The sequence below is a fragment of the Roseisolibacter sp. H3M3-2 genome, from assembly GCF_029211165.1.
Taxonomy (GTDB): Bacteria; Gemmatimonadota; Gemmatimonadetes; order Gemmatimonadales; family Gemmatimonadaceae; genus Roseisolibacter.
Genome location: NZ_JARGEK010000012.1, coordinates 20,172 through 33,753 on the forward strand (window position 1 = coordinate 20,172; position 13,582 = coordinate 33,753).

Consider the following 13,582-nt stretch of genomic DNA (forward strand, 5'->3'; position numbering starts at 1 on the left):
AGCTCGCCGTTCCCGAGCTCGCCGTTCCCGAGCTCGCCGTTCCCGAGCTCGCCGTATCCGAACTCGCCCCACCCGGCCCCTCCGGAACACCTCGTGCGCTAGGGCGGCCCCCACCCCACCTGCGAGGGCCCGCGATGCACCCGCTCTCCACCCCGGCCGACCTGGACGCGCTCCGCCACGCGGCGGTGGCGCTGGTCTACAAGCACAGCACCCGCTGCCCCATCAGCATCATGGCGTGGGACGAGGTGGAGGCGCTGGGCACGCAGCGCCCGGACGTCCCGATCGGGGTGGTGGACGTGATCGAGGCCCGCGCGCTGTCGCGGCACGTCGCCGAGTCGCTGGGGGTCGTGCACCACTCGCCGCAGGCGATCCTGCTGGTGCACGGGGCGCCGGCGTGGGCGGGGTCGCACTTCGAGGTGCGGACCGAGGCGATCCTGCGCCGGGTGGACGCGGCGCTGGCGCCCCCCGAGCGGCGGATGGCCGGCTGAGCCGTCGGCTATTCGAGCAGGACGTGCCGGATGATCGCGTCGACGACCGCCGGCGGGAGCGCGGCCGCGTCCTCCCAGCCGGCGGTCAGCGGGAGCGTGACGGGGGGCTCGCCGTCGAGGGTGACGCGGACGGCGGTGGCGCGCTCGGGGTCGCGTCGGACCTCGAGGACGCAGCGGCGGCCGTCGGGGAGGGTGAGTGCGATCATGCCGCGGGAGGGAGGCGGCGGTGGGGGAGGCGGAACGTGGCGTACTCGTCAATAATACGCCGTCCCCCGCACCCGCGACTGTGGCGCGCGCGCGACGCCCGCTTCGTCTACCGTCCGCTCCCCTCGTCGGCGCCGGTCTCCATGAGCCACACCACCGGGATCTTCACCGACTCGCGCACCATGTAGCCGAGCGCCGCCGTGCGGTGGGCAGAGATCGGGCTGGTGCGGGTGGGGGAGGTGTAGGGAACGATCCCGTAGCGGCGGGCGAGGATGCCCAGCCGCAGCATGTGGAACGGGTCGCTCACCAGGATCGCCGCCCTCGGGTCGTCCTGCCGCGCTCCGGGCGCCGAGCTGGCGTGATGCTGCCCGGCCGTGCGCTCCAGCTCCGCGAGGAGGGCGGCGGCGGCGCGCAGCGACTCGGCGGTCGTGCGCCCCTCGCTCTCCATGAGGATCGCCGAGTCGGGGACGCCGTGCGCGACCGCGTAGCGGCGTCCGGTGGCGGCCTCGGAGGTGCGGTCGCCGGCGCGGCGGCCGCCGGTGACGATGAGGCGGGGGGCGAGGCCGCGGTGCCAGAGGGCGACCGCGTGGTCGAGCCGGGCGCGCAGCACCGGCGACGGGCGGCCGTCGTACTGGGCGGCGCCGAGGACGATGATGGCGGTGGCCGGGCGGGCGCCGTCGCGGCTGGCGGCGACCGCGACGGCGGCGAGGGCGCCGAGCCAGGCGATGCCGAGCAGGGCGAGGGCGGCGAGAGCGAGCCGGGCGAGCAGGCGGCCCGCGCCCGGCCGGCGGCGGGGCGACGACGCCGGGCTCACTCGGCGAGGTTCAGGGCGGAGAGCCAGAACACGTCGAAGCGGAGGCGCACGTTGGCCTCCGGCTCGATCGCGGCCTCGACGGCGAGCCCGTCGGCGAAGGCCACCCAGACGTCGCCGAGCAGGGGCGCGGGGAGGCGCGGGGCGAGGGCCAGGGCGGCGAAGAGGCGCTCGATGGTCGCGGTGGCCTGGGTGCGGCGGAGGGCGCGCGAGCGGCGGACGGCGTCGCGGACCCCCTCGCCGCGTTCCTGGCCGAGGGCGACCAGGGCGCGGAGGCGGCCGCTGGTGAGCTCGGTCTCGAGCCAGAGCCAGAGGGCGTCGAGCTGGCTGGTGGCGTCGGCGTCCTCGAGGGCGAGGGCCTCGCCCTGGACGAGGGCGCCGGCGAGCCAGTCGGCGAGGCGCGCGAGGAGCTCGTCGCGGTCGCGGAAGTGGTAGTGGATCAGCGCCTTGCTGACGCCGGCCGCGTCGGCGACGGCCTGCATGCTGACCTGGGCGATCCCGAGGGCGCCGGCGCACTCCGCGGCGGCGGCGAGGATCCGGTCGGCGGCGTTGCCGCGGGCGCGCGGGGCGGTCATGGGGTCCAACGTAATGCGAGAACTGTGATACTGCGGGAGTCGCGACGGCGGGAGTCGTCGAAGCGGGAGTCGCAAGAGCGCAGTGCGCCGTCACGACTCCCGCTGTATCGACTCCCGCCGTCGCGACTCCCGCCGTCGGCTACTTGACGTCCGTCAGCTCCACCTGGAACACGAGCGTCGAGTTCGGCGGGATGTCCGGCGGGGAGCCCGTCGCGCCGTAGCCGAGGTTGGCGGGGATGACGAGCTTGCGCACGCCGCCGACCTTCATCCCCTGGATCCCCTCGTCCCACCCGTCGATGACCTGGCGCTGGGCGAGGCGGAAGTCGATCTGGCCGCCGTCGAAGCGCGTGCCGTTCGGGAGCCACCCCTCGTACTTCGTGAAGACCTGGGCGCCCGGCGCCGCCGCCATCCCGGTGCCGACCTTCACGTCCTGGTAGTACACGCCGTTGGGGGTCTTGTAGAACGCGTCCAGCTGGATCCCGAGCTGCGGCGCGTACGTCGCCGCGGTCGGGTCGGGGACGCCGGCCGCCTGGGCGGCGGGGGTCGATGCGGCGTCGGACTTGGCGTCGCCGGCGCAGGCGGCGGCGAACGCCAGCGCCGCCGCGCCGGCGAGGCGCCGCGCTCGACGCTCGACGCTCGACGCTCGGGCCGCCCGAGCGTCGAGCGTCGAGCGTCGAGCGGGGGCGGCCGGCGGAAGGGTCTTCATATCGACTTCACCTCGGTCACGAGCTTGGTCAGCGTCTGCTTGGCGTCGCCGAAGAGCATCCGCGTGTTGTCGGCGTAGAATAGCTCGTTCTCGATGCCGGCGAAGCCCGCGCTCATGCCGCGCTTCATCACGATCACCGACTTCGCGCGGTCGGCGTCGAGGATCGGCATCCCGTAGATCGGCGACGCCGGGTCGCTGCGGGCGGCCGGGTTGACCACGTCGTTGGCGCCGATCACCAGCGCGACGTCGGCGGTCGAGAACTCGTCGTTGATCTCCTCCATCTCGTACATCCGGTCGTACGGGACGTTGGCCTCGGCGAGCAGCACGTTCATGTGGCCGGGCATGCGCCCCGCCACCGGGTGGATGGCGTACTTCACCTCCCCGCCCTTCTTCTCGATCAGCTCCGCCAGCTCGCGCACCACGTGCTGCGCCTGGGCGACCGCCATCCCGTAGCCGGGGACCACGATCACCTTGCCGGCGTAGCCGAGCTGGATCGCCGCGTCCTCGGCGGTGAGGCTCTTCACCGTGAGGCCGGCCGCGCTCTTCGCGCCCCCGGCCGCGGCGCCGCCGCCGAAGGCGCCGAACAGCACGTTGGCGAACGAGCGGTTCATCGCCTTCGACATGATGATCGAGAGGATGAAGCCGCTCGCGCCGTCGAGGGCGCCGGCGATGATGAGCACCGTGTTGCCGATCGCGAAGCCCGTGGCGCACGCCGCGAGGCCGGCGTACGAGTTGAGCAGCGACACGACCACCGGCATGTCGGCGCCGCCGATGGGGAGCACGAACGACGCCCCGATCACCAGCGCCAGCGCGGCCATCGCCCAGAACGCCCACGCCGCGGCCGGGTCGGCGACCAGGATCCCCAGCAGCGCGAGCGCGCCGAGCATGGCGGCGGCGTTCACCAGGTTCTGCCCGCCGAAGGTCAGCGGGCGCCCGGGGAGGATCTCGTGCAGCTTGCCGAACGCCACCAGCGAGCCGGTGATGGTGATGCAGCCGAGGAGGACCTCGAACCCCAGCGCGGCGGCCTGCGCGCGCGGCATGGCGCCGGCCGCGGCGCCGCTGCGGTGCAGGTACTCGGCGACGCCGACCATCGTCGCCGCCGAGGCGCCGAAGGTGAGCGCGATGGCGATGCGCTGCGGCATCGCGGTCATCGGGACGCGCGTGCCGAGCGGGTAGCCGATCGCCGCGCCGACGAGCAGCCCGCCGAGGATCCACTGGTACTCGACGATCTCGGCGACGATCAGCGTGCCGAGGACGGCGAGCAGCATGCCGACGGCGGCCAGCCGGATGCCGCGGCGCGCGGTCTCGGGCTTGGTAAGCGCCTTGAGGCCGAGCATGAAGCAGACGCTGGCGGCGACGTAGCCGGCCTGCGTGAGCAGCGCGCGCGGGCCGAAGACCTCGCCGACGGCCTTGGGCGCGAACTCGCCGGCGGCTTCGGCGGCGCCCTGGAGGAGCGGGAGGAGGGCGCTCACCGCGGCGCGCTCCCGTTGTCGCCCGGCGCGCCGTGCGGGGCGCCCTGCGACGCGCCGTCCTTCTCCGCGTCGCCGCGCTTGAACATGCCGAGCATGCGGTCGGTGATGACGAAGCCGCCGACGACGTTGATGGTCGCGAAGGTCACGGCGAGGAAGCCGAGGACGCTGGCCAGCAGCGAGTAGCGCGACCCGGCCACCACCAGCGCGCCGACGATGGAGATGGCGGAGATGGCGTTGGTGGCCGACATCAGCGGCGTGTGCAGCCGCGGCGGCACGCGCGTGATGATGTTGAAGCCGACGAAGCCGGCGAGGACGAAGACGTAGATCTGCAGGACGTAGGTCAGGGTCATCGGTCAGCTCCGCACCTGGCCGTCGTGGGTGAGCGCCATCGCCCCGGTGATCTCGTCGGCGAGGTCGAGCCGCAGCGCGCCGTCCTGGTCGGCCAGGTGCTGCAGCAGGGTGAGCACGTTCCGGCTGAACATCGCGCTGGCGTGCGCCGCCACGGTGCTCGGCAGGTTGAGCGGGCCGAGGATGGCGACGCCGTGCGCGTGTACGGTCTCGCCGGGGCGCGTCAGCTCGCAGTTCCCCCCGGTCTCGGCCGACACGTCGACGATCACGCTGCCGGGCTTCATGGTCGCCACCATCTCGGCGGTGATGAGGCGCGGCGCCGGGCGGCCGGGGATGGCGGCGGTGCTGACCACGAGGTCCATCTCGCGGATCGCGCCGGCGATGGCGGCGAGGGTGCGCTGCTGCTCGTCGGCGCCCTGCTCGCGCGCGTAGCCGCCGGCCGTCTCGGCGCCCGGGCTCACCAGCTCCGCGGCGACGAACTTGGCGCCCAGCGACTGGACCTGCTCGCGGGCGGCGGCGCGCACGTCGAACGCGCTGACCACGGCGCCCAGGCGGCGCGCGGTGGCGATGGCCTGGAGCCCGGCCACGCCGGCGCCCAGCACCAGCGCCTTGGCCGGCGTGATGTTGCCGGCGGCGGTGGTGAGCATGGGGAGGAAGCGCGGCATCAGCCCGGCGCCGAGGAGGACCGCCTTGTAGCCGGCGACGGTGGCCTGCGACGAGAGCACGTCCATCGACTGCGCGCGCGTGATGCGCGGCACGCGCTCGAGCGCCAGCGCGGTGACGCCGCCGGCGGCGAGGAGCGGGAGCAGCTCGGCAGTCTGCGCGGGCGGGAGGAGCGACACCAGGACCGCGCCGCGTGGGAGGAGCGCGGCCTCGGCGGGGGTGGGGCGCTGGACCTTGGTCACCACCTGGGCGTCGCGGGCGGCGGCCGCGGCGTCGTCGGCGAGGGTCGCGCCGGCGGCGGCGTAGTCGTCGTCGCCCGCGTGGGCGCCCGCGCCGGCGCCGCGCTCGACCGCCACCGCGTGGCCGGCGCCCGCGAGGCGCTTCACGGCGTCGGGCATGAGGGCGACGCGGCGCTCGCGGTCGGCGGTCTCCTTCAGGACGGCAATGCGCATGGGCTCCGGTCGGGGTGGCGGCGGGACCAGTCGGGCGTGACGGCAACCTACGGGCAGGGACGCCGGGCGGGAGGGGCGGCGGGACGGGAGCGGGGCGGGGGCGAGTGGCCGGGCCGCGTCCGGGCGCGCATTGTTCCGCCACCCCACCCCCTCCTCCCCACCCCATGCCCGTCGCCCAGCTCCGCACGCTCGACTACGTGGTGATGGCGCTGTACTTCGTCGTGGTGCTCGGCATCGGCTGGGCGCTGCGGCGGATGATGCGCACGTCGACGGACTTCTTCCTGTCGGGGCGCTCGCTCCCGCCGTGGGTGACCGGGCTCGCCTTCCTGAGCGCGAACCTGGGCGCGCAGGAGGTGATCGGGATGGGGGCGTCGGGGGCGAAGTACGGGATCGCCACCAGCCACTTCTACTGGGTCGGCGCGGTGCCGGCGATGCTGTTCGTGGGGCTGTTCATGATGCCCTTCTACTACGGCTCGCGCGCGCGCTCGGTCCCCGAGTACCTGAAGCTGCGCTTCGACGAGAAGACGCGCACGCTCAACGCGGTCACGTTCGCGGCGATGACGGTGTTCTCGTCGGGCGTCTCGATGTACGCGATGGGGAAGCTGCTCAACCTCCTCCTCGGCTGGGACTTCACGACCAGCGTGCTCGTGTCGGCGGGGATCGTGCTGGCGTACGTGCTGCTCGGCGGGCTGACGAGCGCGATCTACAACGAGGTGCTGCAGTTCTTCATGATCGTGTTCGGCTTCGTGCCGCTGGTGTGGATCGGGCTGCGCGCGGTGAACGGGTGGGACGGGCTGACGTCGCGGCTGACGCAGGTGGCGATGGCGCGCGGGCTGCCGCCCGAGTCGCTGACGCACGTCTGGAAGGGGATGGGGAGCGCGTCCACCAACGCGATCGGCGTCGAGTGGTTCGGGCTCCTCATGGGGCTCGGCGTCGTGCTCTCGTTCGGCTACTGGTGCACCGATTTCCTGGTGGTGCAGCGCGCGATGGCGGCCGACTCGATGACGGCGGCGCGGCGCACCCCGCTGATCGCCGCGGTGCCGAAGATGATCTTCCCGTTCCTGGTGATCGTGCCGGGGATGATCGCGCTGGTGCACGCCGGCGACGCGTCGATGGGCGGGCTGGCGGCGGCGGGCGAGGGGATGATCCCGCCCAAACTCACGGCGGCGGGGCTGCCGCTGGTGGACGCCAAGGGGAACGTGGTGCTCGACTACGACCTCGCGACGCCGATGATGCTGGTGAAGCTCTTCCCGACGGGGATGCTGGGGCTCGGGCTGACGGCGCTGATCGCGAGCTTCATGTCGGGGATGGCGGGGAACGTGACGGCGTTCAACACGGTGTGGACATACGACATCTATCAGGCGCACATCCGGCGCGGCGCGTCGGACGAGCACTACCTGTGGATGGGGCGCGCGGCGACGGTGGGCGGGATCCTGCTGTCGGTGGCGGCGGCGTACGTGGCCGGCGCCTTCAACAACATCATGGACCTGCTGCAGCTGATCTTCGCCTTCGTGAACGCGCCGCTGTTCGCGACCTTCGCGCTCGGCATGTTCTGGCGGCGGAGCACGGGGCACGGCGCCTTCTGGGGGCTGGTGGCCGGCACGCTCGGCGCCGCGCTCCACCACGGGCTGGCGCTGGCCGACGGGTCGGTGCCCGGGGTGAAGGGGGGCTACTTCGGCGTGCTGCGCGTCTACCCGAGCGAGATGGCGCAGACCTTCTGGACGGCGATCGCGGCGTTCGCGACCTGCTTCGTGGTGACGATCGTGGTCAGCCTCCTCACGCGCCCGCGCCCCGACGACGAGCTGCGCGGGCTGGTGTACGCGCTGACGCCGAAGCCGGTGGACGACGTGAAGAACTGGTGGGAGCGCCCGTCGGTGTTCGCGGCCGGCGTGCTGGTGGCGCTCCTGGGCCTCAACCTCGCCTTCCGATGAGCGGCGCCGCGACGCTGGACCTGCGCTACCCGATCGGCGGGCTGTTCGTCGTGCTCGGCGCGCTGCTGGCCGGCTACGGCGCGATGACGAACGGGGACGCGGTCATGTACGGGCGCTCCACCGGGGTGAACGTGAACCTCTGGTGGGGGCTCGTGATGCTGGTGACCGGCGTGCTGTTCCTCTGGCTCGCCCGGCGCGGGAGCGGGCCGCCGACGCGGTCCGCCGAAGGGCTCGCGACGGAGCGTCGGGAGGAGGACTTGGGCCTGGAAAAGCATTAGACACGGAGGACACGGAAACCGGGGGATAGACTGCAGCCTCGAGTCTATCCCCCGGTTTCCGTGTCATCCGTGTCTGAGCAGTTCCCCCGTCACGATGCCTTCGCCGTCCACGCCGAGTCGCGCGAGGGCGCGCGCCAGCTCCTCGGCGTCGGTGGACCGATAGCGGTCGGCGATGCGACGTGCGCCGATCATGCGGGGGAGGAACAGCGCGGCGTCGGTCACCGTCGCGGCGATGCGCTCGGCGGGGCGCGACTCCTCGCGGTCGGGGCCCGTGATGAAGCTCGGGCGCGCCGAGACCCAGGGGAGGCCGGACGCGCGCAGCTCGCGCTCGACGCGGCCGCGCACGGCGAGGTACGGGTTGCGCGAGTCGGCGTCGGCGCCGACGGCGCTGAGGTAGACGACGCGCGGCGTCGTTCCCGTGTCGCGCGCGGCGCGCACGGCGGCGCGCAGCAGCAGCGAGGTGAGGCCGTAGTCGACCGCCTCGTAGCCGTCGCCGCGCCTGCGCGTGGTGCCGAGCAGCGCGTACACGGCGGCCGGGCGCCGCGCGGCGAGGGCGGCGGCCATCGCGTCCTCGTCCCACGGGGTCGCGTCGGCGGCCGCGCGCGCGGCGGCGCAGCGGGCGCGCCACTCGGCGAGGCGCGGGGAGTCGGGGCGGACGTGCGCGGCCACCGACGCGCCGCGCGACGCGAGCAGCCGGGTCAGCGCGTCGCCGACGTAGCCGGTGGCGCCGGCCACGAACGCGGGCGACGGCGCCGGCCCGGTCACGCGCCCGGCCCCGCCGGCGGCGCGTGCTCGGCCAGCCACCCGCGCGTGTGCGCGAACACCAGCTCGCGCTCGCGGTCGACCGCGATCACGTGCCCCGAGCGCTCCAGCCACACCACCTCGCGCGTCCGGCACCCCAGCCGCTCGGCGGCGCGCGCGGCCGCCTCGGCGCCGACGCGGTTGTCGCGGCGCGACAGGAGCACGCGCGTCGGCGCCTGCACCATCGGCAGCGCGCGGTGCGCGAGGTCCACCACGTCGGCCAGCTCGCGCAGCAGCCGCGGCGTCACCACGCCGTAGCCGAGCGCCTGCGCGCGCGCCTCGTCGTCGTGGATCGACGCCGCGCCGCCGTCGCTGCCGATGTACGGGAGGAGCCAGCCGAGGGCGACGTGCGCGCGCGCGGCGGCGCGGACGACCGCGGGGGCGGTGACGTACGGCGCGAGCAGCACCAGCGCGTCGAGGCGCGGCGCCTCGGCGGCCAGCACGACCGAGAGCGCGGCGCCCATCGACTGCCCGACGAGCGCGACCCGCTCGTGCCGCGCGCCCACCGCCGCCATCTCGGCGCGCGCGGCGTCGAGCCACGCCTGCGCGCCGCTGGCGGCGAAGTCGCGCACCGTGCGGCCGTGGCCCGGGAGGAGCGGCACGCGCACCGTCCACCCGTCGGCGTGCAGCGCGCGCGCCAGCCCGGCGACGCTCTGCGGCGTGTCGCCGAAGCCGTGCAGGACGAGCACCGCGCGCCGCGGGTCGCCGTCGAGGGTGAACCCCTCGGCGCCGCGCACGATCCCGTCGGGGCCGAGCGGGAGGCGCGCCCCCACGCGGCGCTCGACGCGGCGGCGGTGCAGCGCGCTCCAGGCGAGGAGCGCGCCGGTGGCGGCGGCGGCGTAGGCGAGCATGCGGAGGACCGAGCGAGCGTCGAGCGTCGAGCGTCGAGCGTCGAGCGTGTCCGCGTCGCGCGGACGTCCCCCTCGACGCTCCACGCGCGGCGCTCGACGCTTCCGCATCAGTACTTCGGCACTGCCGGGTCCACCTCGTCGCTCCACGCGTCGATCCCGCCGCGCAGGTTGGCGACGCGCGGCAGCCCGCGCTCGCGCAGGAACTCGGCGGCCATGCGGCTGCGCACCCCGTGGTGGCACAGCGTGACGTAGGCGCGCCCCGGGTCGAGCGTGCTGAGCGCCGCTGGGAGGGAGTTGAGCGGCACCAGCCGCGCCCCATCGACACGGGCGATCGCGTGCTCCCACGGCTCGCGCACGTCGAGCACCAGCGGCGGCTCGGCGCCCTGCAGGCGCGCGGCCAGCTCGGCGGGGGCGATCTCCTCGATGGCCGAGGGCTCGGCGGGGGACGGCGACACGGGCGGCTCCGACGGCAGCGGGAAGGGGGAGGCGGCGGGCGCGGCCACGCCGGCGGGCGCCGACCGCTCGCGAATCTCGCCGGCCGCGCAGGCGGGACACAACGGGTCGCGGGGGACGGCGAAGGCGTGCGTCACCATGCGCAGCAGGTCGAGCACGAGCAGCCGCCCGACGAGCGGGTCGCCCGCGCCGAGGATGAGCTTGCACGCCTCGACCGCCTGCAGCATCCCGACGGCCCCGGGCACCGGCCCCAGCACGCCGGCCTCGGCGCAGGTCGGGATCGCGTGCGCGGGGGGCGGCGTCGGCCAGAGGCAGCGGTAGCACGGCCCGTCGGCGGCGGCGAGCACGGCCACGCGCCCCTCCCACCGCGAGACGGCGCCGTGGACGAGCGGGCGCGCCGCGGCGACGCAGGCGTCGGAGACCGCGTAGCGCACCGGGATCTGGTCGGTGCAGTCGAGCACGACGTCGTAGTCGCGCACGAGCCGGTCGGCGTTCGTGACCGACACCTCCACCTGATGGATGTCGACCCGCACGTCCGGGTTCACCTCGGCGAGCCGCCGGTGGGCGGCCTCTACCTTGGGCGCGCCGACGTCGGCCGGTCCGTAGAGCAGCTGCCGGTGCAGGTTCGACCGATCGACGTGGTCGGGGTCGGCGAGCCCGATGCGCCCCACCCCCGCGGCCGCCATCCACAGCGCGGCCGGCGAGCCGAGCCCGCCGGCGCCGACAATGAGCACGCGCGCCTCCGCCAGCCGCGTCTGCCCCTCGACGCCGACCTCGGGGAGCGCGAGCTGACGCGCGTAGCGGGGGAAGTCGGGGGCGGGGCCGGGCGCTGTCATTCCGCGCAAGCTATCGCGCGGGCAGCGGGCTGCGGACTGCGGATCGGAACCCGCAGGCCGCAGCCCGCAGCGTCCGTTCAGGGCCTCGCGCTCGACCCCAGCTCGTCGCGCGACACCGTCATCGACCCGCCCTCCTCCTCCACCCAGGCGGCGCTGAGGCGGCGGCCGAGGGCGGCGACGTCGGGGACGGCGAAGGTGGTCCCGTCGCGTTCCACCAGCCCGGCGGCGACCAGGCGGTTGAAGACGAGCGACACGCTCTCGCGCGTGGCCCCCACCAGCTCGCACAGCAGCCGGTACTGCGCCGGGCCGAGGACGAGCGGGGCGTCGTCGGCGAGCCCGCTCTGGTCGGCCATGCGGAGCAGCGAGGCGATGAGGCGCTCCTCGACCGACAGCGTGGCCAGCTCGCGCAGCTTCTCGAGCAGCGCGCTGCGCTCGACCATGAGCTGGGCGAGGAGCGCGCCGCCGACCAGCGGCTGCTCGCGCAGGCAGCTGCGGAGCTGCGCGGCGCTCAGGTGCAGCGTCTCGCTCGGCTCCTCGGCGCGCGCGTCGGTGACGTAGCCGCCGCCGGGGATGAGCCCCTCGGCGCCGAAGGTCTCGCCGTCGGCCGCGACCACGGGCACGAAGCCGCGCCCCGCCTTGACGCGGCTGCGGAGCACCACGCGCCCGCTCAGCACGACGAAGACGCCGTCGGCGGACTGGCCGCGCTGATAGATGGCGAAGCCGGCCGGCCAGGCCGCGCGGGCGCCGTAGGACACCAGCGCGGCGCGTGCGTCGGGCGACAGCCGCGTGACGGGACGTTTGGAACTCACGACATCGACTCCGGGGCGTCTCGTGTGCGGCGGGTGGCGGGAGGGGTGTTGTGGCGCGGTTGCAACGAACGGGCCTCAGCCTCGCGCGGCGGCCTCGTCGTCGCAACCCCGCGTCGCGGCGACGGATGGGAGCCGCGCGGCGGGCGCGTCGTTTACCGTACGTTCACCGCCGCCCGACGGCGCCCGGCCAACGACGGCGGGCGCGCCTTCGTAGCTTGCACGCCGACCGGGGGGCCGCGCGCCCGCCGGTCGTGCCGTCGTCCGGTCCTCCGCCATCCCGCCCCCGCCCCGTGCACGCCGACGCCCCCACGCGCCCCCACGCCGCCGCCGGCTCCGCCGCCGCGGAGGCCGACTTCGCGCGCGCCGAGCCGCTGCTGGCCGCCGCCCGCGCGCTGCGCGACGAGGTGTCGCGGCGGGTGCTCGGGCAGGGGACGGTGGTCGAGGAGATCCTGCTGGCGATCGTCGCCGGCGGGCACGCGCGGCTGGTCGGCGTGCCGGGGCTCGCCAAGACGCTGCTGGTGAAGTCGGTGGCGGAGGCGATGCGCCTCCAGTTCCGCCGCATCCAGTTCACCCCCGACCTCGTGCCGAGCGACATCACGGGGACGGAGATCCTGGAGGAGGACACGCACACCGGCGCGCGCGCGTTCCGGTTCGTCGAGGGGCCGGTGTTCGCGAACATCGTCCTGGCCGACGAGATCAACCGCGCCCCGCCGCGCACGCAGGCGGCGCTGCTGGAGGCGATGCAGGAGCACGCGGTGAGCGCCGCCGGCCGCACGATGCGCCTCCCCGAGCCGTTCTTCGTGCTGGCGACGCAGAACCCGATCGAGCAGGAGGGGACGTACCCGCTCCCCGAGGCGCAGCTCGACCGCTTCCTGTTCGACGTGCGCGTGGGCTACCCGGGCGCCGAGGACGAGGTGGCGATCCTGCGCGCCACCACGGGCGCCGCGCAGGCGCCGCTCGCGCCGGTGCTCGACGCCGACCAGACGCTGGCGCTGCAGCGGCTGGCGCGCGCGGTGGCGGCGAGCGAGCCGATCCTGCGCTACGCGGCTTCGCTGGTGCGCGCGACGCGCCCCGACGACCCGGGGGCGCCGCCGCTGGTGAAGGAGGCGGTGCGCTGGGGCGCGGTGCCGCGCGCCGACCAGGCGCTGGTGCTCGGCGGCGAGGTGCACGCGCTGCTCGCCGGCCGCCTCGCCGTCGCGCCGCACGACGTGCGGCGCGTGGCGGCGCCGGTGCTGCGGCACCGCGTGCTGCCGACGTTCGCCGCGGAGGCGGAGGGCGTCGACGTGGAGCAGATCGTCGATGCGGTGGCGAAGCACGTGGCGCCTCCGGCCTCCGGCGTGCGCGTCTGAGTGAGCGCCGAGCGCCGAGCGCCGAGCGGGTCCCGCGCGGACGCCGGGCGTCGCCGCGTCGCACCAGCGGGCGCTCGGCGCTCGGCGCTCGGCGCTCGGGTCGCGAACCGCGGCGCATGATCGTGCACGCCTACGCCACCCTCCTCGACGAGGTCCGCGCCCTCCGCTGGCCGGCCAGGCGCCGCATCGCCGGCGGGCTGCCCGGCGCGCACCGCGCGCGGCTGCGCGGCACGACGGGGGAGTTCAGCGAGTACCGCGCGTACCGGCAGGGGGACGACCCGCGGCGGCTGGACTGGCGGCTGCTGGCGCGCAGCGACCGCGCGTACGTGCGGCTGGCCGACGACCACGCGCTGCTGCCGACGCTGTTCGTGGTCGACGCCAGCGCGTCGATGGCGTTCCCGGAGGACGGCGCGCGGCGGTACGCGAAGTGGCGCTCGGCGCGCGCGCTCGCCGTGGGGCTGGCGGCGGCGGCGCACGGCGCGCGCGACCCGGTGGGCGTCGCGATCGCCGGCGGGACGGGCGACGGCAAGTCGGATCGTAGCCATGTCGTTCTGT

At 75.3% G+C, this 13,582-nt stretch carries 16 protein-coding genes; 5 read left to right on the forward strand and 11 right to left on the reverse strand.

Annotated features, from left to right (window positions below; genetic code table 11):
• Positions 1–134: 134 nt before the first annotated feature.
• On the forward strand, positions 135–488 hold the full coding sequence (gene ytxJ / locus PYV61_RS02375; RefSeq protein WP_275827921.1) for a bacillithiol system redox-active protein YtxJ: 354 nt from the start codon (positions 135–137) through the stop codon (positions 486–488).
• Positions 489–496: 8 nt separating this feature from the next.
• On the opposite strand, the gene PYV61_RS02380 is transcribed toward ytxJ, so the two are convergent.
• The 7 genes from PYV61_RS02380 to PYV61_RS02410 form a co-directional block, all read right to left on the reverse strand.
• Positions 497–694 (reverse strand): hypothetical protein, encoded by a 198-nt coding sequence (locus tag PYV61_RS02380; protein WP_275827922.1) that lies wholly within the window; start codon positions 692–694, stop codon positions 497–499.
• A gap of 107 nt (positions 695–801) precedes the next feature.
• Complete coding sequence (locus PYV61_RS02385) at positions 802–1,506, reverse strand: YdcF family protein (protein ID WP_275827923.1); 705 nt, start codon at positions 1,504–1,506, stop codon at positions 802–804.
• Positions 1,503–2,078, reverse strand: coding sequence for a TetR/AcrR family transcriptional regulator (locus PYV61_RS02390; RefSeq protein WP_275827925.1), 576 nt, complete (start codon positions 2,076–2,078; stop codon positions 1,503–1,505). Before PYV61_RS02390 ends, PYV61_RS02385 begins: the two co-directional genes overlap by 4 nt.
• A gap of 139 nt (positions 2,079–2,217) precedes the next feature.
• Positions 2,218–2,784 carry an FKBP-type peptidyl-prolyl cis-trans isomerase gene (locus PYV61_RS02395; RefSeq protein ID WP_275827927.1) on the reverse strand — a complete coding sequence of 189 codons (567 nt, stop codon included), beginning with the start codon at positions 2,782–2,784 and terminating at the stop codon, positions 2,218–2,220.
• Positions 2,781–4,163: an NAD(P)(+) transhydrogenase (Re/Si-specific) subunit beta gene (locus PYV61_RS02400; protein WP_345785198.1), complete on the reverse strand. Its 1,383-nt coding sequence runs from the start codon at positions 4,161–4,163 to the stop codon at positions 2,781–2,783. The genes PYV61_RS02395 and PYV61_RS02400 overlap by 4 nt, the downstream gene beginning before the upstream one ends.
• Positions 4,164–4,252: 89 nt before the next feature.
• The gene (locus PYV61_RS02405) at positions 4,253–4,606 is read right to left on the reverse strand and encodes an NAD(P) transhydrogenase subunit alpha (RefSeq protein ID WP_275827930.1); all 354 of its coding nucleotides are present in this window, start codon (positions 4,604–4,606) and stop codon (positions 4,253–4,255) included.
• Positions 4,607–4,609: 3 nt separating this feature from the next.
• Positions 4,610–5,719 (reverse strand): Re/Si-specific NAD(P)(+) transhydrogenase subunit alpha, encoded by a 1,110-nt coding sequence (locus PYV61_RS02410; protein WP_275827933.1) that lies wholly within the window; start codon positions 5,717–5,719, stop codon positions 4,610–4,612.
• A gap of 164 nt (positions 5,720–5,883) precedes the next feature.
• Between PYV61_RS02410 and PYV61_RS02415 the strand changes: the two genes are divergently transcribed.
• Positions 5,884–7,650 (forward strand): sodium:solute symporter family protein, encoded by a 1,767-nt coding sequence (locus PYV61_RS02415; protein WP_275827935.1) that lies wholly within the window; start codon positions 5,884–5,886, stop codon positions 7,648–7,650.
• Complete coding sequence (locus tag PYV61_RS02420; protein WP_275827937.1) at positions 7,647–7,928, forward strand: hypothetical protein; 282 nt, start codon at positions 7,647–7,649, stop codon at positions 7,926–7,928. Before PYV61_RS02415 ends, PYV61_RS02420 begins: the two co-directional genes overlap by 4 nt.
• A 63-nt stretch (positions 7,929–7,991) precedes the next feature.
• Here PYV61_RS02420 and PYV61_RS02425 read toward each other — a convergent pair whose 3' ends face one another.
• The 4 genes from PYV61_RS02425 to PYV61_RS02440 all read right to left on the reverse strand — a co-directional run bounded on the left by PYV61_RS02425 (position 7,992) and on the right by PYV61_RS02440 (position 11,678).
• Positions 7,992–8,663, reverse strand: a complete 672-nt coding sequence (locus tag PYV61_RS02425) for an NAD(P)H-binding protein (protein ID WP_275827939.1) — start codon at positions 8,661–8,663, stop codon at positions 7,992–7,994.
• A gap of 26 nt (positions 8,664–8,689) precedes the next feature.
• Positions 8,690–9,580 (reverse strand): alpha/beta fold hydrolase, encoded by an 891-nt coding sequence (locus PYV61_RS02430; protein WP_275827941.1) that lies wholly within the window; start codon positions 9,578–9,580, stop codon positions 8,690–8,692.
• Between the two features lie 107 nt (positions 9,581–9,687).
• Positions 9,688–10,869: a HesA/MoeB/ThiF family protein gene (locus tag PYV61_RS02435; RefSeq protein ID WP_275827943.1), complete on the reverse strand. Its 1,182-nt coding sequence runs from the start codon at positions 10,867–10,869 to the stop codon at positions 9,688–9,690.
• Between the two features lie 77 nt (positions 10,870–10,946).
• Positions 10,947–11,678 (reverse strand): Crp/Fnr family transcriptional regulator, encoded by a 732-nt coding sequence (locus PYV61_RS02440; protein ID WP_275827945.1) that lies wholly within the window; start codon positions 11,676–11,678, stop codon positions 10,947–10,949.
• A gap of 290 nt (positions 11,679–11,968) precedes the next feature.
• Between PYV61_RS02440 and PYV61_RS02445 the strand changes: the two genes are divergently transcribed.
• A complete protein-coding gene (locus PYV61_RS02445; RefSeq protein WP_275827947.1) occupies positions 11,969–13,027 on the forward strand; it encodes an AAA family ATPase in 1,059 nt (352 codons plus the stop codon).
• 116 nt (positions 13,028–13,143) lie between these two features.
• A partial coding sequence (locus PYV61_RS02450; RefSeq protein WP_275827949.1) for a DUF58 domain-containing protein occupies positions 13,144–13,582 on the forward strand: 439 nt, incomplete at its 3' end.